The sequence below is a fragment of the Paenarthrobacter nitroguajacolicus genome (assembly GCF_031455195.1).
Lineage (GTDB): Bacteria > Actinomycetota > Actinomycetes > Actinomycetales > Micrococcaceae > Arthrobacter > Arthrobacter nitroguajacolicus_D.
Window position 1 is genome coordinate 208105 of the sequence record NZ_JAVDSH010000008.1, and the last position, 18488, is coordinate 226592.

21 protein-coding genes are annotated in these 18488 nt (G+C 62.2%); 15 read left to right on the top strand and 6 right to left on the bottom strand.

Annotated features, from left to right (window positions below; all coding sequences use genetic code 11):
• Window positions 1-8: 8 nt before the first annotated feature.
• The 5 genes from J2Y68_RS17020 to J2Y68_RS17040 are packed head-to-tail and all read left to right on the top strand — an operon-like array spanning window position 9 to window position 4587.
• Window positions 9-1190 (top strand): Gfo/Idh/MocA family protein, encoded by a 1182-nt coding sequence (locus J2Y68_RS17020; RefSeq protein WP_309995020.1) that lies wholly within the window; start codon window positions 9-11, stop codon window positions 1188-1190.
• Between the two features lies 1 nt (window position 1191).
• Window positions 1192-2190, top strand: a complete 999-nt coding sequence (locus J2Y68_RS17025) for a sugar phosphate isomerase/epimerase family protein (RefSeq protein WP_309995021.1) — start codon at window positions 1192-1194, stop codon at window positions 2188-2190.
• A 3-nt stretch (window positions 2191-2193) separates the two neighbouring features.
• A complete protein-coding gene (locus tag J2Y68_RS17030; RefSeq protein WP_309995023.1) occupies window positions 2194-3087 on the top strand; it encodes a TolB family protein in 894 nt (297 codons plus the stop codon).
• A 4-nt stretch (window positions 3088-3091) separates the two neighbouring features.
• Window positions 3092-4123 (top strand): Gfo/Idh/MocA family protein, encoded by a 1032-nt coding sequence (locus J2Y68_RS17035; RefSeq protein WP_309995024.1) that lies wholly within the window; start codon window positions 3092-3094, stop codon window positions 4121-4123.
• Complete coding sequence (locus tag J2Y68_RS17040) at window positions 4120-4587, top strand: heme-degrading domain-containing protein (RefSeq protein ID WP_309995025.1); 468 nt, start codon at window positions 4120-4122, stop codon at window positions 4585-4587. The genes J2Y68_RS17035 and J2Y68_RS17040 overlap by 4 nt, the downstream gene beginning before the upstream one ends.
• Window positions 4588-4607: 20 nt before the next feature.
• Here the strand turns inward: J2Y68_RS17040 and J2Y68_RS17045 are convergent, their stop codons facing one another.
• Window positions 4608-5930: a DNA-binding protein gene (locus J2Y68_RS17045; protein WP_309995026.1), complete on the bottom strand. Its 1323-nt coding sequence runs from the start codon at window positions 5928-5930 to the stop codon at window positions 4608-4610.
• 439 nt (window positions 5931-6369) lie between these two features.
• On the opposite strand from J2Y68_RS17045, the gene J2Y68_RS17050 reads away from it, so the two are divergent.
• The 10 genes from J2Y68_RS17050 to J2Y68_RS17095 all read left to right on the top strand — a co-directional run bounded on the left by J2Y68_RS17050 (window position 6370) and on the right by J2Y68_RS17095 (window position 12963).
• The gene (locus tag J2Y68_RS17050) at window positions 6370-6846 is read left to right on the top strand and encodes an MSMEG_3727 family PQQ-associated protein (RefSeq protein WP_309995028.1); all 477 of its coding nucleotides are present in this window, start codon (window positions 6370-6372) and stop codon (window positions 6844-6846) included.
• Between the two features lie 13 nt (window positions 6847-6859).
• Window positions 6860-8545 (top strand): PQQ-dependent dehydrogenase, methanol/ethanol family, encoded by a 1686-nt coding sequence (locus J2Y68_RS17055; protein WP_309995030.1) that lies wholly within the window; start codon window positions 6860-6862, stop codon window positions 8543-8545.
• A 43-nt stretch (window positions 8546-8588) separates the two neighbouring features.
• On the top strand, window positions 8589-8684 hold the full coding sequence (pqqA, locus tag J2Y68_RS17060; RefSeq protein WP_235519855.1) for a pyrroloquinoline quinone precursor peptide PqqA: 96 nt from the start codon (window positions 8589-8591) through the stop codon (window positions 8682-8684).
• An 81-nt stretch (window positions 8685-8765) separates the two neighbouring features.
• Window positions 8766-9659 carry a pyrroloquinoline quinone biosynthesis protein PqqB gene (gene pqqB / locus J2Y68_RS17065; protein WP_309995033.1) on the top strand — a complete coding sequence of 298 codons (894 nt, stop codon included), beginning with the start codon at window positions 8766-8768 and terminating at the stop codon, window positions 9657-9659.
• Window positions 9660-9668: 9 nt separating this feature from the next.
• Window positions 9669-10361 carry a pyrroloquinoline-quinone synthase PqqC gene (pqqC, locus tag J2Y68_RS17070; RefSeq protein WP_309995035.1) on the top strand — a complete coding sequence of 231 codons (693 nt, stop codon included), beginning with the start codon at window positions 9669-9671 and terminating at the stop codon, window positions 10359-10361.
• On the top strand, window positions 10348-10626 hold the full coding sequence (pqqD, locus tag J2Y68_RS17075) for a pyrroloquinoline quinone biosynthesis peptide chaperone PqqD (RefSeq protein ID WP_309995037.1): 279 nt from the start codon (window positions 10348-10350) through the stop codon (window positions 10624-10626). Before pqqC ends, pqqD begins: the two co-directional genes overlap by 14 nt.
• Window positions 10619-11800 (top strand): pyrroloquinoline quinone biosynthesis protein PqqE, encoded by a 1182-nt coding sequence (pqqE, locus tag J2Y68_RS17080; RefSeq protein WP_309995039.1) that lies wholly within the window; start codon window positions 10619-10621, stop codon window positions 11798-11800. The genes pqqD and pqqE overlap by 8 nt, the downstream gene beginning before the upstream one ends.
• Window positions 11797-12381, top strand: coding sequence for a manganese efflux pump MntP (locus tag J2Y68_RS17085; RefSeq protein ID WP_309995040.1), 585 nt, complete (start codon window positions 11797-11799; stop codon window positions 12379-12381). The genes pqqE and J2Y68_RS17085 overlap by 4 nt, the downstream gene beginning before the upstream one ends.
• A 217-nt stretch (window positions 12382-12598) precedes the next feature.
• Window positions 12599-12793 carry a hypothetical protein gene (locus J2Y68_RS17090; protein ID WP_309995042.1) on the top strand — a complete coding sequence of 65 codons (195 nt, stop codon included), beginning with the start codon at window positions 12599-12601 and terminating at the stop codon, window positions 12791-12793.
• Entirely contained in the window at window positions 12790-12963 is a 174-nt protein-coding gene (locus J2Y68_RS17095) for a hypothetical protein (protein WP_397335262.1), read from the top strand. Before J2Y68_RS17090 ends, J2Y68_RS17095 begins: the two co-directional genes overlap by 4 nt.
• A 224-nt stretch (window positions 12964-13187) precedes the next feature.
• Here the strand turns inward: J2Y68_RS17095 and hxlA are convergent, their stop codons facing one another.
• The 5 genes from hxlA to J2Y68_RS17120 form a co-directional block, all read right to left on the bottom strand.
• Window positions 13188-13832 carry a 3-hexulose-6-phosphate synthase gene (gene hxlA / locus J2Y68_RS17100; RefSeq protein WP_309995044.1) on the bottom strand — a complete coding sequence of 215 codons (645 nt, stop codon included), beginning with the start codon at window positions 13830-13832 and terminating at the stop codon, window positions 13188-13190.
• A 15-nt stretch (window positions 13833-13847) separates the two neighbouring features.
• A complete protein-coding gene (locus J2Y68_RS17105; RefSeq protein ID WP_309995047.1) occupies window positions 13848-14588 on the bottom strand; it encodes an MIP/aquaporin family protein in 741 nt (246 codons plus the stop codon).
• Between the two features lie 58 nt (window positions 14589-14646).
• Complete coding sequence (gene katG, locus J2Y68_RS17110; protein ID WP_397335264.1) at window positions 14647-16881, bottom strand: catalase/peroxidase HPI; 2235 nt, start codon at window positions 16879-16881, stop codon at window positions 14647-14649.
• Between the two features lie 240 nt (window positions 16882-17121).
• Window positions 17122-18228 (bottom strand): dipeptidase, encoded by a 1107-nt coding sequence (locus tag J2Y68_RS17115; RefSeq protein ID WP_309995048.1) that lies wholly within the window; start codon window positions 18226-18228, stop codon window positions 17122-17124.
• On the bottom strand, window positions 18225-18488 hold a 264-nt coding region (locus tag J2Y68_RS17120; RefSeq protein WP_309995050.1), incomplete at its 5' end, for a class II fructose-bisphosphate aldolase. The genes J2Y68_RS17120 and J2Y68_RS17115, both read right to left, overlap by 4 nt.

The window sequence follows — 18488 nt, forward strand, 5'->3', positions numbered from 1 at the left end:
ATCGAACCATGAGCACGCCCACACACTCGTCCCTGCCTTCCAACCAGCCTCTCGGTGTGGCCGCCATCGGCTACGCCTTTATGGGGAAGGCCCACTCGAATGCGTGGCGGAACGTGGCTAGTTTCTTCGACGTCCCGGCCTTCGAGCAGAAAGTCCTCGTGGGCCGGGACGCCACCCAAGTGGCCGAGGCCGCTGCAAGGTACGGCTGGGCGGAATCCGCCACCGACTGGCGTTCGGTCATTGAACGGGACGACATCCACATCATCGACATCTGCGCCCCGGGTTGGATGCACGCCGAAATCGCCATCGCCGCGCTGGAAGCGGGCAAGCACGTGCTGGTGGAAAAGCCTCTCGCCAACACCCTGGCCGAGGCTGAACTCATGACCGCAGCCGCAGCCAAAGCCCGGAAGCGCGGCGTGCAGTCCATGATCGGTTTCAACTACCGCCGAGTCCCCGCCCTGGCCCTGGCCAAAGAGCTCATCGCCGAAGGCCGCCTCGGCAGCGTCCGCCACGTCCGCGCCGCCTACCTCCAGGACTGGCTTTCCGACGCAGAGTCTCCCATGACCTGGCGGCTCCGGAAAGAAACCGCCGGATCCGGCGCCCTCGGCGACATCGCATCACACGCCATCGACCAGGTCCTCTACCTGCTGGGCGATGCGGTCACCGAGGTCTCCGGCCGCCTGCACACCTTCGTGGACCGGCGCCCGGGAGCGGACGGCCTGGAAGATGTAACGGTCGACGACGCCGCCTGGGCCACCCTGACCCTCGCCTCCGGAGCAATCGCCTCGGTGGAAGTCAGCCGGGTGGCGACGGGCCAGAAGAACTCCCTCAAACTTGAAATCTACGGCGACAAGGGCACCATCCTGTTCGATCTGGAGGCCCTCAACGAACTGGGTTTCCTGGACGCGACCGTGCCGGTTCGGGAACAAGGTTTCCGTCGGATCCTGGTCAACGAGCCCGAACACCCGTACCTGGAAGCCTGGTGGCCGCAGGGCCATATCATCGGCTGGGAACACACCTTCACGCACCAAATCCGCGACTTCCTTCTCGCCATTCGCGACGGAAGCCAGCCGTCGCCGTCGTTCGAAGAAGGGCTCAACGTCCAACACATACTGGCCGCCGTGGAGGAGTCCGCAGCCGCCAAAAGCTCACTGATCCAACTCAACGCAACCCCTATTAAAGGAGCCTGACATGCCCCGCCCGTACACCCTGTTCACCGGCCAGTGGGCCGACCTCCCCTTCGAGGAAGTCGCCAAGCTCGCCTCGGGCTGGGGCTATGACGGCCTGGAAATCGCCGTCTCCGGAGATCACCTCGACGCCTGGCGCTGGGACGAGCCCGGCTACGTCGAGTCCAAGCTCGCTGTCCTGGAAAAGTACAACCTCAAAGTCTGGGCCATCTCCAACCACCTCAAGGGCCAGGCCGTTTGCGATGACCCCATCGACTTCCGCCACGAAGCCATCGTCGGTTCCAAGGTCTGGGGCGACGGCGACCCCGAAGGCGTGCGCCAACGCGCCGCCGAGGAAATGAAGCACACCGCCCGCCTCGCCCGCGCTTTGGGTGTGGACACCGTCGTCGGGTTCACCGGTTCCTCGATCTGGCAGTACGTGGCCATGTTCCCGCCCGTCCCGGAGAAAGTCATCGAGGCCGGCTACCAGGACTTCGCCGACCGTTGGAACCCCATCCTGGACGTCTTCGACGAATGCGGTGTCCGATTCGCCCATGAAGTCCACCCGAGTGAGATCGCCTACGACTACTGGACCACCGTCCGGACCCTCGAAGCGATCGGCCACCGGCCGGCGTTCGGCCTGAACTGGGACCCCTCCCACTTCATGTGGCAGGGCATCGACCCCGTCTCCTTTATCTGGGACTTCAAGGACCGGATCTACCACGTGGACTGCAAGGACACCAAGCTCCGCCCCACCGGCCGGAACACCGTCATGGGCTCCCACCTGCCCTGGGGTGACCCCCGCCGCGGCTGGGACTTCGTCTCCGCCGGACGCGGCGACGTGCCCTGGGAATCGTCCTTCCGAGCCCTCACCGCGATCGGCTATGACGGACCCATCTCCGTGGAATGGGAAGACGCCGGAATGGACCGCCTCCACGGCGCCCCCGAAGCCCTCACCGCGCTGAAGAAGTTCGACTTCCCCGCGTCGCAGACCTCGTTCGACGCCGCGTTCAGCCAGGACTAGACCATGGCCCACGCGACCCGCACCCTTCAACCCGGTCAGCGTTGCGAGGTGTGGGTCGCGTCGGTCAGCGGTCAGGCCGAGCTGCTGTTCACCTCCACCGACGTCCTGTTTGAGGCACCGAATTGGACCCTCGACGGGACGGCGCTGGTCCTCAACGGGGACGGCAGGTTGTGGACCCTGGACGTCGATTCCGCGGAGCTCACCACGGTTCCGCTGACCGGCGTACCGGACCTGAACAACGATCACGTCCTCGCGCCCGGCGGCGCCGGCATCTACCTTTCCGCCAACGACGGCCACATCTACCGGGCATCACTGGGCGGCGGTCCTGCCCAGCGGATCACGGACGAGGACGGCACATTCCATTTCCTCCACGGCGTCAGTCCCGACGGCAAGGAGCTGGCATACGTGGGTATCGAGGCGGGCGACTTTACGCAGCCCGGTCGCCTCATGACCATGGCGTCCGACGGCGGCGCTACCGCCCGGGTTGATGTGGGGCCCGGCCACTGCGACGGACCGGAATACTCGCCGGACGGCAAGTGGATCTACCTCAATACCGCGTCCTTCACTACTGCTCCCGGCCATGCGCAACTGGCCCGGGTCAGCCGTGACGGGAGCGGATTCGAGCAACTACTGGCCTCGGGATCCGTCGACTGGTTCCCGCACCTTTCCCCCGATGGCCGCTTCGCGACGTATATCCGGTTCCCCAGCGGCACCGAAGGCCATCCCGCCGACTTGCCGGTCGCCGTCGTACTTGTTTCGACCGGAGACTGGAGCACTCCCCTCCAGGCGTGGCCACTTTTTGGCGGCCAAGGTACCCTCAACGTCAACAGCTGGTCGCCGGATTCGACGCGCTTTGCGTTTGTGGCGTACCCGCTCACCGACTCACCAAAGGACTAAGCCCGTGACCCTCAGCAATGGCACTTCAGACGGCACCATCCGGTGGGGAATTCTCGGCACCGGCTTCATCGCCGGGCTGCAAACCCAGGACCTCAAAGACAACGGTTTCACGGTCCAGGCGGTGGGTTCGCGTTCGGCTGAGTCCAGCAGGTCCTTCGCGGAAAAGTTCGGGATCGCAACCGCGCACAGCAGCTATGAAGACCTGGTGGCCGACCCCATGGTCGACGTGGTCTACATCGCCACGCCGCACCCGTTCCACCACGCGAACGCTTTGTTGGCCCTGAATGCGGGCAAGCACGTGCTGGTGGAGAAGTCGTTCACCATGAATGCCCGCGAAGCCCTGGACATCGTTGACCTGGCCGCATCGAAAGGGCTCGTGGCGTTGGAAGCCATGTGGACGAGGTTCCTTCCACACATGATCCGCGTGCGCGAGGTCATCGCGGCCGGCACCATCGGCGAGGTCCGGAAAGTGGTGGCCAGCCACAACCAAAGCCTTCCCAAGGATCCTTCCCACCGCTTGAACGATCCCGCACTGGGTGGTGGGGCCCTGCTGGACCTCGGTATCTACCCCATCTCGTTCGCTTTCGACATCCTGGGCACGCCCGCCGCGATCCGGGCAAGCGCTTCCATGACGGCCACTGGTGTGGACCGACAGACGGCGGCGATTTTTGATTACGACGGCGGCGCGCAGGCTTTGGTGGACTGCGAACTGGATGCGGCCAGCGCCAACCGGGCCATGGTGATCGGCACGGAGGGTTGGATCGACATCGAAGACACTTGGTACAACCCCGTGCCCTTCTCCGTCCATGCGGCCGACGGTTCCGTGGGTGAGCGCTACGAGCAGCCCGTCACCAGCCGGGGCATGCAGTACCAGGCAGCGGAACTGGAACGCCTGGTCCGCGCCGGTGACACTGCCGGAACCATCCTTCCGCCGGAAGAAACGGTTGCCATCATGGCGGCCATGGACGAGATCCGCAGCCAGATCGGCCTGAGCTACGACGCTGACGGCGCTTCCAACGGGGCGGATGCCGCATGAGCGACTCACCCCGTCTCGCAGAACTCCGCCAGCAGGAAGAGGAACTGGTTTTCGCGAGCTTCGACAACCACGACGCTTGGCGGTTGGGGTCGCTGATAGCCAACCACGCCATCGCGTCTGAGTTCGGTGTTGCCATCGATATTCGCCGGCACAACATCGTGCTGTTTCGATGCGTCCTGCCGGGTGCGACGTCCGACCAGGAAGAGTGGATCCGCCGGAAGTCCGCTTCGGTGCTGCGCTTTGAGCACAGCACGGCGTTGTTGACTGAGCAGTTTGCCGATCGTGACCCCCTGGGCAACGGGTGGCTGGCCCACGAGGACTACACCCTGGCGGGTGGTTCCTTCCCTCTCCGCGTACGTGGTGCCGGCGTCATTGGGGCGATCACAGTATCCGGGTTGTCATCCGATGACGACCACCAGCTGGTGGTGGACGGGATCCGGAACTACTTGAAGACGGTGGGCTGACCCGCTGCATGGCCGGTGGGCTAAATGTTCAGTGCGCCCCGCACGGCGCGGGTGTTCCTTCTTGAGACGGGGACCATCGTGTTCTCCGCGTTGTCCATGATGAGCACCAGTTCGCCCTTTTCGCGACGTTCCACCTCGCGGATGCGGCTGAGGTTGACCAAGTACTGACGGTGGACACGCAGGAAGCTCCCCGTGTCCGACAAGTCGGTTTCCAGTTTGTCCAAGCCGGACAAAGCGGCCCGAAGCCTGCCTTCATCAGTGAGCAGCCACACTTCGTTCCCCACCGCTTCAGCCACCGCCACCTCTGAGGTTCCCAACAGAACCATCCGGTTCTCCTCACGGAGGGCGACAACCCGCCGCGATCGTCCCAGCAGGACTCCGCCAGTTTCGGCTTGGGGGAAGTGCTCCCCCGCCAAGGCCCCGAAAGAGATCAGGTGGCCAATCAGATTTTTGTGGAGGAACACCGGTCGAATTCCGATCGATGTCGGTTCGTCGGTGAAACGGGTAAAGATCTGGGTCGATCCGGTCCACCCGGAGTCCACGGCGGCCCGCTTGGTGGCATAGCGTGCGGCATGGATGAACGGGGGAAGTTGGGGAGCCCAACGCACCACCGGATCCACGGCGGGAGCGTTGCCCGGTACGCCGAGGATGATGCTCGCCCTGTCGTCGGCGATCACCACACCTCCCTCAGTGTCAACGGCGACGAGCGGATCAGTTGAACGTCCCCTCGCCTGTGCAAACACTGCAAGCAGCTCGTTGCCACTGTCATGGGCCCTTCCCCTCAGGACATTCTGGGTGCGGGCTGCGGACGTCTCGAGCCATTTCCTTGCAGAACCGGGCAATTCACTGCCCCAGCACGAGATGTTGAGGACTGCAATGGGTTCTCCGCCCACCAGCTCCCGCACCGCGATGGCACCGCAGGACCAGTCATGGAAGGCCTGCAGCCAGTGCTCCGACTGCCTGATCATCACTGCGCGCCGGGTTTCCAGCGCCGTTCCCATGCTGTTGGTTCCAACGGAGCTCTCCGACCAGCTGAAAAAGGGCGCAAGTCCACCCTCGGAAGCGATCGTGCGGGTGTTCCGATCGCCCCAAGCGGCAACAATCCGGCCGTTGGCGTCGGCGATCGTCGCAACACCTCCCACCTTGGCCAACTCGTGCGCCATTGCGGCAGCACAAAAACCCAACTCCGCGAAGACCGTGTCCTGGTCAAGGGAGTGGGTGGCATCTGAGACCGCATTGGGCGCTTCGGCCAAAAATGGGTCTATGCGGTAGACGTCCCGGGAGCGTTGCCACGAGATCGCTACCTCGGGCCTCACGCCGTCGATGTCATCATCGCCGCCCACGAACCTTTCCCACGCCTGATATACGGCGGTTCGGTTTGAGCTAGCGGAAACCGGCTGTAACTGTTGCTCATTTGGCATGGAAACCTCCTCAGCGCCCGTCAAGGAGCGCGTTCTGGATCAATGGCCGAACCACGGCCAGCGTCTATAGCCATAGTGGCCACCTCGCCAATTTCGTGACGTAATTCACACCCCTTCGTTTTCGGGTCTGGCTTCGTTCCCGCGGCAAACCGGTGCAGGGAAGTGGCATCCGCGCACCGGTGATGTGACAGCGAACGGCATCTTCAGGCGGGTGAACGGCGTGCTCCGGGAGTCCTGCGGTAGTGCCTGTTCGGCGGGTTTGGGCAGGCATACGGTTAGCTCTCAGCTGCTCGGACGAGCCGGCTGTTACGCATGAAAGTTCGCGTAATTCGTATGTGATTTCACGAGGAGGTGGTGTCTGGTGACGATTGCTGAAGAACACATTACTGAGGAACGGTCAGAATTGCTGGCCAGGCTTGGTTTGGACGGGCAGAACAAAGCATCCATGGGCCGGGTGTTGGCCACCGGCTCCATCGCAGAGGCGACGGAGCGGGCCGACGGCACCATGGAGGCGACGATCCGGATCAAGGAAGACGAGGTTTGCTGGGATCCGGCCATTCTCGTTCTGCCGCATGGCGGTGATCTGGAACTGACGGTCATCAATGACGACAAGAACACCCATGCCTGCCTGTTGCCGAGCAACGGCGACCAAAAGTTCCTTTGGCTGGTGAACCATTCGCGGGGCAGGGCGAAGATCACCCTCGATGGTCCCGGCTACTACTGGTACAGCTCACCGGGAGGCAACGACGAAGGTCGAGGCCTCACCGCCGCGATCGTCGTGCAGGGTGAAGTGCCCCCGGAAGCCCGACTGGATCGCCCCACCCAACCCCGCTCATAGAAAGGATCAATCGATGACTGTTGAATATGTGGACGCAGGCGAGGCCATCAACCACAGCGCCTTGAGCAGCATGGCGAAGATCGCGCCCGCGGTGACAAACGACATCGATTACGAACGCCTGCTGAATGCGCGTTCGGAATCACAGAACTGGCTGACCTACTACGGTGCTTATGACGGGCAGCGCTACAGCCTGCTGGACCAAATCAACACCGGGAACGTAAGCAAACTCAGCCCCGCATGGATCTTCCAGGCCGGGCAGTCCGGTCAGATGGCAGCTACCTCGACCTATGCGTTCGAGGCCTGCCCACTGGTTGTCGACGGCGTCATGTACGTCACCGGCTGGGACGGCTGGTTCTGGGCTTTGGACGCGGTGACCGGCAAGGAGCTGTGGCGCTACAAGCATGCGGTGCCATTCGACGTCTCGCTCTGCTGCAGCAACGTCAACCGAGGATGTGCGGTGGCCAAGGGGAAAGTCTTCTTCGTGACCCCGAATGCCCAACTGTTGGCCCTGGACGCAACAAATGGGGACTTGGTGTGGCAGAAGACCATTGGCGATGTGCGCGCAGGTGAAAGCGCCTCAATCGCTCCGACTGTCATCAAGGACACGCTCATCACCGGCAGCGCCGGCGGAGAGTTCGGGGTGCGTGGCCACATCGACTGCTGGGACCTGGAAACCGGCGAGCAACGCTGGCGTACCTACACTGTGCCCAAGCCCGGCGAACCCGGCTCGGAGACCTGGCCTGCTGACGGCGAGGCCTGGCAGCGCGGCGGTGGGAACCACTGGGTTACCGGAACTTATGATCCGGAACTGAACCTGTACTACGCAGGCACCGGCAACCCGGCCCCGGACTTCGATGGCGGGGTCCGTGAGGGGGACAACCTCTACACCGACAGCGTCGTCGCGATGGATGTCGACACCGGGGAAATCAAGTGGCACTACCAGTTCACTCCGCACGACCTGTGGGACTACGACTCCACGATGGAGATGACCCTGTTCGAACGTGATGGCAAGAAGTTGCTCGGCCATTTCGACAAGAATGGCTACTTCTTCGTCCTTGACCGCACCAATGGCGAGCTGCAGCATGTAACTCCCTTTGTGGATCGGATCGACTGGGGCGTGATCACCAGGGATGGGAAAGTAACGCCGCGGAAGTATCCCGACAAAGAAGGCGAACCGGTTCACTTCTACCCCGGCCCGGCCGGTGCGAAGGAATGGACGCATGCCGCTTACAGCCAGAAGACTGAACTGTTCTATGTGCCAGTGGCCGACGTCGGTGCTACCGCCACGCGGCGGCGGCGCGAGTTCAAGGAAGGCATTCCGTACTGGGGCGCCGGTGTTCAGGTGGACATCGACAACATGGCCGGATCAGTCAGCGCGTTCGACACCTACGGTGAAGAGAAATGGCGCTGGCGTATTGACTACCCCATGGCCGCGTCCGTGCTGGCCACGGCCGGGGACCTGGTATTCGCAGGGACGCCTACCGGCGAATTCGTAGCACTGGACGCCCGCACCGGTGAAAAGCTCTGGGAATTCCAGTGCGGAAGCGGACACCACAGCAGTCCCTCGACGTACAGCGTCGACGGTAAGCAGTATGTCGTGGTGCCCGTTGGCTGGGGCGGTTGGCTCGAAGGCATCGTGCCCGGACTTCTTGGCCAAGGCCACGGCAGTGCGGTCATCGCCTTCGCTTTGCCCGACTGAACTGTGTCCTGCAAACCCATCAATCAATGAAAGGAGAAGGAACATGACTGATCAAAGCACCAAGAAGAGCTGGGAAGCTCCCACGCTCGCGGAAATCCGCGTATCGGCAGAAGTAACCGCTTACGTGGCAACCAAGTAGTGGTCCGGAGGTATGCCGGCAACCATAGCCGGCATGCCTCCGCCCATAACACCTCCACCGCAACGAAAGGCGTCATCAGAGATGTGGGTACGCGTACTGGGATCAGCAGCTGGCGGAGGATTTCCGCAGTGGAACTGCGCCTGCCCTTCGTGCAGTGCGGCGAGGGACGGATCACGTCCTTGTGTTCCGCGCCTTCAATCGTCCATCGCGGTCAGCGCTGACCGTCGGCAATGGTTCCTCTTCAACTGCTCGCCGGATGTCCGATCACAAATAGAATCCTTCCAAGAGCTGCATCCCGTAGCAGGCCAAGGAACCCAACTACAGGCCGTCCTGCTCACAGATGCTGAGCTTGACCATTCCCTGGGGCTGCTGCTGATGCGCGAGGCCCGTGGACTCGAAGTGCATGCCACGGAGTCAGTACATGGAACACTCACCTCCGGTAGCGGCATTCTGCGAACGCTCAAACAATATTGCCCCGTCAAGTGGAAGCCCGTGATACCGGGTGTGGAGACGCAGCTTGGGCCAGGGTTGTCCTATCGCGCCTTCAACGTCCCCACCAGCAAGAGCGTGCGCTTCGAAGGCACAGCTTCTTATGGCCGGGTGGTGGGCTATCGGGTCACTGACACCTCCACCGACAGATCCTTGGTCTACCTTCCCGGCGTGCAGCGACTCACCCCGGACATCCTTGAGGAATTCCAGGATTGCTCGGCCCTCCTGATCGACGGGAGCTTCTGGCGCGACGACGAAATGGCCAGGCTCGGCTTGGCTGGCAAGACTTCGCGGGACATGGGACACGTTCCCATCAGTGGACCGGGCGGCAGCCTCGAAGCGTTGTCGGCCCTTGGGATCCGGCGCAAGCTCTACGTCCACATCAACAACACCAACCCGATCCTGCTCGAGGACTCACAAGAACGCCTACAGCTCGACCGGCATGGCATGGAGGTCGCCGTGGACGGTCTCGAGTTGGAAATCTAAGGAGCAGCTATGACAGCAATACTCACGCCGGATGAGCTCGAAGAGTCCCTCCGTGCCCACGCCAAGCAGTATCACAGCGAGCATCCCTTTCATCGGCGCATGAACGCAGGCCAGTCCACCCCGGAGGAACTCCGGGGTTGGGTGGCGAACCGCTTCTACTATCAAATGAATATCCCCCGCAAAGATGGGGCGATCCTCAGCCACTGCCCGGACAGCGACGTCCGGCGACGCTGGGTGCAGCGGATTGTCGACCACGACGGTGTAACGGAGGGGACCGGGGGAATCGAGTCCTGGCTGCGGTTGAGCGAAGCTGTCGGCCTGACGCGCGAAGAGGTGGAGGACTCGCGGCACCTGCTTCCCGGGGTGAGGTTCGCCGTAGATGCGTATGTCACCTTCACCCGCACCAAGCCCTGGGTGGAGTCCGTCGCATCTTCCCTGACCGAGTTGTTTGCCCCGGACCTGATGGCAGAACGGCTCTCGGCCTTCGAACGCTATTACACCTGGATCGCCCCTGAAGGCCTCGCCTATTTTCGCGCCCGTATCTCCCAGGCCCCCCGCGACTCCGAACACGGTTTGGAGATCGTTCGCAAGTACTGCGTCACCCCGGAAACACAGGCCGCCGCCGTCGCCGCTTTGTCCTTCAAATGCGATGTCCTGTGGAGCATGCTCGACGCGATTGACCAGGGCTATGGAAATCGTTGATGCTGCCGGCCGGCCGAGGTTGTCCCCACATGTTCGGCTGGTTTTCAACGCCGCGCGGGGGGAATACGCATTGCTCTCACCCGAGACCATTTGGACCATCAACGCCACCGGCGCCGCGATTGTGGAGCTGTGCGACGCCACCAGGACCCTCGCAGAGATCGAGGCCGAGCTGCGCGGCCAGTACGACCAGGTCGCCTACGGCGACATCCAACGCTTCGTGGCGGGGCTCGTCACCAAGCACGGCATGGAGGTAGAACATGGATAAGCCCTACGGACTGCTCGCTGAGCTCACCTATGCCTGCCCGCTCAAATGCGGCTACTGCTCAAACCCGCTCCAACTCGACGACTACCGCGACGAGCTGGGCACGGAGGAGTGGAAACGGGTGTTCGCTGAAGCCGCAGACCTTGGCGTACTGCAACTGCACCTCTCCGGCGGCGAGCCACTCCAACGCCACGACATCGTCGAGTTGGTGCGCTCCGCCAATCGACTGGGTCTTTACACCAACCTGATCACCAGCGGGCTTGGCTTATCAAGGAGCCGTGCGGCGGAGCTTCGCGAGGCAGGCCTGGACCATGTGCAGCTCAGCATTCAGTCAGACGAGCAACCACTCTCCGATCACATCGCGGGCACCCCCTCGTTTGCCCGCAAGCAGGTGGTCGCCAAGCAAGTGAAGGATCTGGGCTGGCCGCTCACCCTCAACGTCGTCCTGCATCGGCTGAACATTGATCGGATCGCCGGCATCATCGCCATGGCTGAAGCGATGAATGCCGACCGCATCGAGCTGGCAAACACGCAATACGCAGGCTGGGCAGGGATTAACCAGCCCGAATTACTTCCGAGCCGGGGTCAGCTCGACCACGCTGAGGTGGTGGTTCGCGAAGCACGGGAACGTCTGGAGGGATCCATGGAGATCATCTACGTCATCCCGGACTACTACAGTGACTACCCGAAACCCTGCATGGACGGCTGGGCTGCGCGGCAGTTCACCGTTGTTCCCAACGGCGATGCCCTTCCCTGCCCGGCGGCCCACGAACTGGCTGTGGGCCATGGGATACCGTCAGCCAACGTGCGCGAGCACTCCTTGGGTTGGATTTGGGATCAAGCGCCACTCTTCCAGGCATTCCGCGGCGACTCTTGGATGCCCGATCCGTGCCGCAGCTGCGAGCGCAAGGAGATCGACTTCGGCGGCTGCCGCTGCCAGGCCTTTGCTCTGACGGGTGACGCCGCCAGGACCGATCCTGTCTGCCACCTATCCCCCGACCATGGCCTCATTGAGGCTGCTGTGGCGACGGCGAACGATCCCGGCCGGCCTGCGGGCGGGATACTGATCCCCCGTGCAACGATTGGCCGTCCCAACCGGGCAATGACGGTGCAGCCGCGAAGGACCACAAGCACACCCGTCCGGCTGTCCCCAACCATGCTGAGGGACAAGCCATGATCGCCCTGGTGGGGTTGGGATTTGCCCTTGGCCTGGACAACTTTCGGACCTCCATTGTGCTTGGTGGACTCAAACCCAACTGGCGCACGTCAGTAAGGACGTCACTGGTATTTGCTGCGTGGGATGGCGTGGCACCAGTGGCAGGGATCCTGATCGGCGCATATCTCAGCACAAAGATTGAAAGCATGGCAGGAGTCATCGGTGCGATCGGCTTGGCCGCCTACAGCCTGTGGCTCATCATCAAGGCGGTGAGGTTTCCCGAACATGCCGATCTCGACATGAAAACGGCACGGCGCTGGCTGCCCCTGCCCCTGAGCCTCGACAACGTCGCAGCCGGTGCCACCCTCGGGCTGGCTGGCCATTCGCCGTGGCTTGCGCCAGCTCTGTTCGCCCTGACCACGTTCGTGATGTCAGTCGCGGGACACCAAATTGGCCGAACGATCGCCAGCTTCCTTCCCCGTTTCCTTCCCCGCCTCCGAATGGACCTGCTGACTGGAATAGTCCTTCTGGCCATGGCGTGCTTGATGCTTATGGGCATAGACATCATTGATGAAGGCATCGTCGACACGGATGGTGACTGATGGCGAACCTTGAAGCTCCTGGTCTGGCTGGAGACCGAACACGTCCGCCCTGCTACCACTGCGGGGAACCGTACACGCCGGCCGGATCGGGTCGGCATGTCGATCCCGTAGACTGTCAGGTTTGCCAACGATGCACGATGATGCCCGCCTGCTATACGTGCCGGAACATGTACTGCCCCTGCGAAGTACACGAACACGGATAAGCACCCCAAACGCCATGAACAGCGACGCGGCTGCGGCCCTGACGATTCTGAACCTCCTCAAGGAAGACTTGCAGGACGCCAAGACTCAGGACCCAGCAGCGTCCAACCTCTTCGAGGTCGCCATAGTCAGGGGTTCGCGCAATCTGGAGCCGAACGCCACCCCACCATCGGAGATCACGTCATGCTTGGGGCAGGTGCAAAGATCATGAGGCCCATCACGATCGGCGAGGACTCCGCCGTAGGCGCGAATGCCGTTGTAGTCCGCGACGTTTCGCCGCGCTCCGTAGCGATCGGCATTCCCGCAACTTCCCGCCGGAAAGACCCAGAAGCTGTCGCAGACCCGATGGCGGATTTCATTGATCCTGCGCTCCTCATATAGATAGGTAAGCCTCATCGCGATTTACCGGGCGCAGTTGATACAGCCCGGCAAGAACCCGGTGGCGATGACGAACCAGTCCAGCTGGTCCGCCTCGTCGCCAGGTTCCCTATGTCCGCACACCACGCAACTGACGGGCTCTGGGGAAGGCGGCAGCGGGTGCAGATAGGACATCGCTTCGAGCAGCCGATGCCAAAGCCTGGATAAAGGTCGTCGTACGATGGTGGTCACGTCCTAGGAACGGGCAGCCACATGACAGCACCACGGAGTTTCCGGGCCGCCTGGGCAGGGTCCGTTGCGCCATAAATGGAACCTCCGACGACGGCCACGTCCGCGCCGGCCTGCTGAATATCTGTAATCGTGGTGAGCTTTACCCCACCTGCCACAGAGAACGGAACGCCGGCGTCTTCGCCGAAACGGAGCAGCCGGGCCAAGTCAAACCCCGGCTGGGCTTGCTCGTCCAATCCAGCATGCATCCCCGCGTATTTGGCGCCTAAGGCTCGGACCTGGCGGGCGCGGCTCACCTTGTCCGCCACGCCAATGAGGTCGACGATCACTCCCTTATCGCATTCCGCTGCCGCCTTGATCGCACCCGCAATCGTCGCGTCGTCGGCAACACCGAGCACAGTCACCAGATCAGCGCCTGCCGCGAAGGCAAGGTTTGCTTCGAGCTCTCCGGCATCCATGGTCTGCACGTCAGCCAGGACCAGTTTGTCGGGGTGTGCTTTCTTGACAGCGCTGACAACCGGGAGACCTTCAGACTTGATCAACGGAGCTCCGAGCCCCAGGATGTCCACGTATTCGGCTACATTGCCCGCCAGTTCGAGGGCGGCGGCGGTAGTAAGGAGGTCGATGGCGACTTGGAGTTTCATGATGGTCTTCTTTCTTCAGGACGCGACTATCGGCACAACTGCGGCGACACCTCCGGCCAAGGCTCCTCCGACAAGTGGCCCCACAACAGGGATCCAGCTGTATCCCCAATCGCTGGAGCCTTTGCCCTTGATGGGAAGAAGAGCGTGGGCAATTCGGGGCCCCAGGTCCCGGGCAGGATTGATGGCATAACCAGTGGGACCGCCGAGGGACACGCCAATGCCGACAACGAGAAGAGCGACGGCCAGGGGGCCCAGGCCAGAGGGAGTTCCGCCGAACGTGAGGATCCCGAAGACCAGGACGAACGTGCCGATGATCTCGGTGACCAGGTTCCAGGGCGTGGACCTGATGGCCGGCCCCGTGGCGAAAACACCCAGCTTATTTGCGGGCTCGGGTTCCGCATCAAAATGCTGCTTGTGCGCAGCCCACATGAACCCGGCTCCGAGGATTGCCCCCAGCAACTGAGCTCCGAAATATGTCACAGTGGATGCGAAGTCCACTGCGACACCTGGCGCATACTCCACCTTGCCATTGATCAGCAGGCCCAGGGTAACTGCTGGGTTGAGGTGCGCACCGGACTTCACAGCGACAAAAACACCGGCAAAAACCGCAATACCCCACCCCCACGTCACCATAAGGAATCCGCCGTTGTTTCCTTTAGTGCCTTTAAGCGCAACGTTCGCCACGACGCCGCAACCCAAGAGGGTCAGTATTGCTGTTCCGAATAATTCGGAAAGAAAGACTATTCCGAGAGACATCCATTTGCTCCTTTAGTTGGTGTTGCCAGTCCTTCGCAAGGTGAAGGGTTCTGCATCGCTATAGATCAAACCTGTCGATCTCCATGACTTTCTGCCACGCGAAGACGAAATCGCTGATGAACTTTGCTTCGGCATCCCGGCCCGCATAGACCTCCGATAGGGCACGCAGCTCGGAATTTCCCGCAAACACGAGATCTACGCGGCTTGCGACCCACTTGGGCTGCCCGGTTTTCCGGTCCTTGCCTGCATACGTCCCTTCAGCCGCACCTCCCTCCCCCGTCTGCGTCCAGACGGTGTCGGTATCGAGCAGGTTCACGAAGTAGTCGTTGGTCAGGACGCCCGGCGTCAAAGTCAGTACGCCCAGTGCTGAACCCTTGTAGTTGGCTCCCATCACCCGGAGTCCACCGAGGAGAACAGTCATCTCGGGGGCAGTCAGTGTCAGCTGATGGGCGCGCTCCACCAATAGGACTTCTGACGGGAGGCGGTTGCCTGGCCCAAAGTAGCTGCGGAATGCATCAGCCGTGGGTTCCAGCACGGAGAACCGCTCAGGATCGGTCCACTGTTGCGTGGCATCCGTGCGTCCCGGCCGGAAGGGGACCTCGACGTCGTGGCCTCCCATTGCTGCAGCGTGTTCCACCGCTGCGCATCCACCCAGCACGATCAAGTCGGCAAGTGAAACCCTTTTCGCGTCAGACTGGGAATTGTTGAACTCCTCGCGGATCGCTCCAAGCGTGTCCAGCACTTTGGCCAATGATTCAGGGTCGTTGGCTTCCCATCGTCGCTGTGGATCGAGGCGAATGCGCGCACCGTTGGCTCCCCCGCGCTTGTCGCTGTTTCGGAACGTGGACGCCGATGCCCATGCAGTAGAGACAAGTTGTCCCACTGACAGGCCCGATTCGAGAACTCTGCTCTTCAGCGCTTCGACGTCGTCGGCCCCGACCAACTCGTGGTTGGGTTCGGGTACCGGGTCCTGCCAGATCAGGCGTTCACGCGGGACCAGCGGGCCCACGTATCGGCTGACGGGGCCCATATCGGCATGTGTGAGTTTGAACCATGCACGAGCAAAGGCATCCGCCATTTGCTCTGGGTTCTCCAGGAACCGCCGCGCAATCGGACCGTATTTTCGGTCCTCCTTCAATGCAAGGTCTGTGGTGAGGACTGTGGGGACATGGCTCTTGGACGGGTCGTGGGCGTCAGGAACCGTGCCGGCCCCTTCATCGTCGCTCGGAACCCACTGCCAGAGACCTGCCGGGCTAAGGACCACATCCCATTCGTACGCAAACAGTATCTCCAGGAAGCTGTTGTCCCATGTCGTCGGGGTGGGCGTCCAAATGCCTTCCAGACCACTGGTGATGGTGTCCGCGCCTTTGCCTGTTCCAAACGAATTCGGCCAGCCCAGGCCCTGGAGTTCGAATGCGCCGAAGCCAGGCTCCGGTCCCAGGTGGGTGCCAGGGTGGGCGACCCCATGGGTCTTCCCGAACGTATGGCCACCAGCCACCAAGGCAACCGTTTCCTGGTCGTCCATCCCCATGCGCTGGAATGTTTGACGAATGTCCCGGGCTGCGGCGATGGGGTCCGGTACTGTCGCTGGCCCTTGCGGGTCCACGTAAATCAGGCCCATTTCGCTGGCAGCCAAGGGTTGGTGTAGATCCCGGATGCCGCTGTGACGCTCGTCGGCGAACCATGTGTCCTCCGGACCCCAGTACGTCTCATCAGCTTCCCATGCGTCCTGGCGTCCACCTCCAAACCCGAAGGTCTTGAAGCCCATGGACTCTAAAGCCCTGTTACCTGCGAAGATCATCAAATCGGCCCACGAGACCTTGTAGCCGTACTTCTGCTTCACCGGCCACAGGAGCCTGCGCGCCTTGTCGAGGTTACGGTTGTCAGGCCAGCCACTGAGGGGCGCAAAGCGCTGCATACCAGCGCCGGCGCCGCCCCTACCGTCACCCACACGATAAGTACCGGCACTATGCCAAGCCATGCGCAACACAAGTGGTCCGTAATGCCCGAAGTCAGCCGGCCACCAGTCCTGGGACGTGGTCAGTACGTCGTCAACATCCCGGGCCAGCTCGTCCAGGTCCACCGTCAGGAACTCTTTGGCGTAGTCAAAGTCATCTCCCAGTGGATTAGCATCGCGGCTGGGCCTGGCGAGGCACCTCAGGTCCAGCTGGGAAGGCCCTTCGTCCCGTGGATGGCCGCCTGCCACCGGACAATTGCGTTTGCCAGGCGGTCGACGCCCTGCAAGCGTCTGATCATAGGTAAGGTCCACATGGGCGTCAGGGCTTCCAGACACAGTTACTCCTTCAGCGGAGCCACGAAGGACTCTGTTTGGGTGACGAACGGTGGGAACTGTGAGCTAATCTATGCCCGCTCCACCCCGCCGAACAGGCACTACCGCCGGGTCCCCGGACCTTGCCGTTCACCCGCCGGAAAGCGCCGCTCGTTGCGGCCTGCGAGTGTGGTCGGGGTTTGTCCGGACAGCGCGTATTAGTGCGGTTGTCCCTGAGATGTTGGCGGAAAGGCAGTCGGTAGCTTAACTGCGACGCCGCATGGGGCGGGTTTCCGCGAGTGATTCGGTGGCCCTCAGGACGCGGATCAGGTTGCCGTGGGCCAGTGCTGCCAGTTCAAAACCGGTCCATCCGCGTCGCGAGAGCTCACCCAGCAGTGCGGGGTAGCGGTCCACCGACGCCATATCGTCAGGTGGCGTCATCCCGTCGAAATCGCTGCCAATTCCGACATGCTCAATCCCAGCGATGTCACGGATGTGTTCTATGTGGTCACAAATCTCGCGAATGCCACAGGGAGGCTTGGGGTTCTCCGCTAGCCAAGCGGCCTCATGCGCGATAGCTTCCGGTCCCGACCGGTCGTGCCGTAGGGATTGGCGCGCTGCAGCCCACTGACGATACTCAGCGGAAAGGAATTCCGGGAGAAACACCACCATGACGATTCCCCCGCTCGACCTGACCGCGCTCAGTGTCGTATCGGTAACGTTGCGAGGGTGATCGGACACTGCACGTGCGCCTGAATGCGAAAAGAACAACGGAGCTTTGCTGAGGCGGCTGACGTGCTGCACCGTAGAGTCCGCGCAATGCGACAGATCAATCAACATGCCCAGTTCGTTCATCGTTTCGACCACGGATTCGCCGAACCGGCTGAGGCCACCAAGGCCGGGTACGTCGGTTGCGCTGTCTGCCCAAGCGGTGTTCCTGTTGTGTGTCAGCGTCATGTACCTGATCCCGCTGCGGTACAGGAAGCGCAAAACGTCCAAGGAATCGAGGATCTGGTGGCCGCCTTCCAAACCCATCAACGATGCGATCCTCCCTTCGGAGAAGCATCGTTCTATGTCGTCAGCAGAGCGCGCGAGGGCCGTGAGATGCGGGTAGGCCTCGCACAGACGGTGGACGGCCTCGACTTGCGCCAGCGTCAGGGCAGCTGACTCGCCTGGATCGGAATCGGACGGCACCCAGATGGACCAGAACTGCGCCCCCACGCCGCCGCGTTTCAGGCGGACCAAATCAGTCTGCAATTGTGGCTGCTCCTGAGCGGGATCAAGAAGTCCAAAGTCCAGGCCGGCGATTTCGTGGTGCTTCCACAGCATGTCGTTATGACCATCAATGATCAGGTGATGTTCAGCGGTCACAAGGTTTTCCCGACCGATCCGAGCTGCTGGGCTGCTTCGACGATGCGCGCGGCCATGCCGGCTTCGGCCGAAGCGCCCCAGACGCGGGGGTCGTAGGTCTTCTTGTTGCCCATTTCGCCGTCGACCTTCAGGACGCCGTCGTAGTTGGAGAACATGTGCCCGGCCACCGGGCGGGTGAACGCGTACTGGGTGTCGGTGTCGATGTTCATCTTGATCACACCATAGGAAACAGCGTCAGCGATCTCCTGCTCCGTGGAGCC

Bases quoted from the DNA above. Each gene is read 5' to 3' on its own strand.
- J2Y68_RS17020 (WP_309995020.1), top strand. From the start codon at position 9: ATGAGCACGCCCACACACTCGTCCCTGCCTTCCAACCAGCCTCTCGGT.
- J2Y68_RS17025 (WP_309995021.1), top strand. From the start codon at position 1,192: ATGCCCCGCCCGTACACCCTGTTCACCGGCCAGTGGGCCGACCTCCCC.
- J2Y68_RS17030 (WP_309995023.1), top strand. From the start codon at position 2,194: ATGGCCCACGCGACCCGCACCCTTCAACCCGGTCAGCGTTGCGAGGTG.
- J2Y68_RS17040 (WP_309995025.1), top strand. From the start codon at position 4,120: ATGAGCGACTCACCCCGTCTCGCAGAACTCCGCCAGCAGGAAGAGGAA.
- J2Y68_RS17055 (WP_309995030.1), top strand. From the start codon at position 6,860: ATGACTGTTGAATATGTGGACGCAGGCGAGGCCATCAACCACAGCGCC.
- pqqA (WP_235519855.1), top strand. From the start codon at position 8,589: ATGACTGATCAAAGCACCAAGAAGAGCTGGGAAGCTCCCACGCTCGCG.
- pqqB (WP_309995033.1), top strand. From the start codon at position 8,766: ATGTGGGTACGCGTACTGGGATCAGCAGCTGGCGGAGGATTTCCGCAG.
- pqqC (WP_309995035.1), top strand. From the start codon at position 9,669: ATGACAGCAATACTCACGCCGGATGAGCTCGAAGAGTCCCTCCGTGCC.
- pqqD (WP_309995037.1), top strand. From the start codon at position 10,348: ATGGAAATCGTTGATGCTGCCGGCCGGCCGAGGTTGTCCCCACATGTT.
- pqqE (WP_309995039.1), top strand. From the start codon at position 10,619: ATGGATAAGCCCTACGGACTGCTCGCTGAGCTCACCTATGCCTGCCCG.
- J2Y68_RS17085 (WP_309995040.1), top strand. From the start codon at position 11,797: ATGATCGCCCTGGTGGGGTTGGGATTTGCCCTTGGCCTGGACAACTTT.
- J2Y68_RS17090 (WP_309995042.1), top strand. From the start codon at position 12,599: ATGAACAGCGACGCGGCTGCGGCCCTGACGATTCTGAACCTCCTCAAG.
- J2Y68_RS17095 (WP_397335262.1), top strand. From the start codon at position 12,790: ATGAGGCCCATCACGATCGGCGAGGACTCCGCCGTAGGCGCGAATGCC.
- hxlA (WP_309995044.1), bottom strand. From the start codon at position 13,832: ATGAAACTCCAAGTCGCCATCGACCTCCTTACTACCGCCGCCGCCCTC.
- J2Y68_RS17105 (WP_309995047.1), bottom strand. From the start codon at position 14,588: ATGTCTCTCGGAATAGTCTTTCTTTCCGAATTATTCGGAACAGCAATA.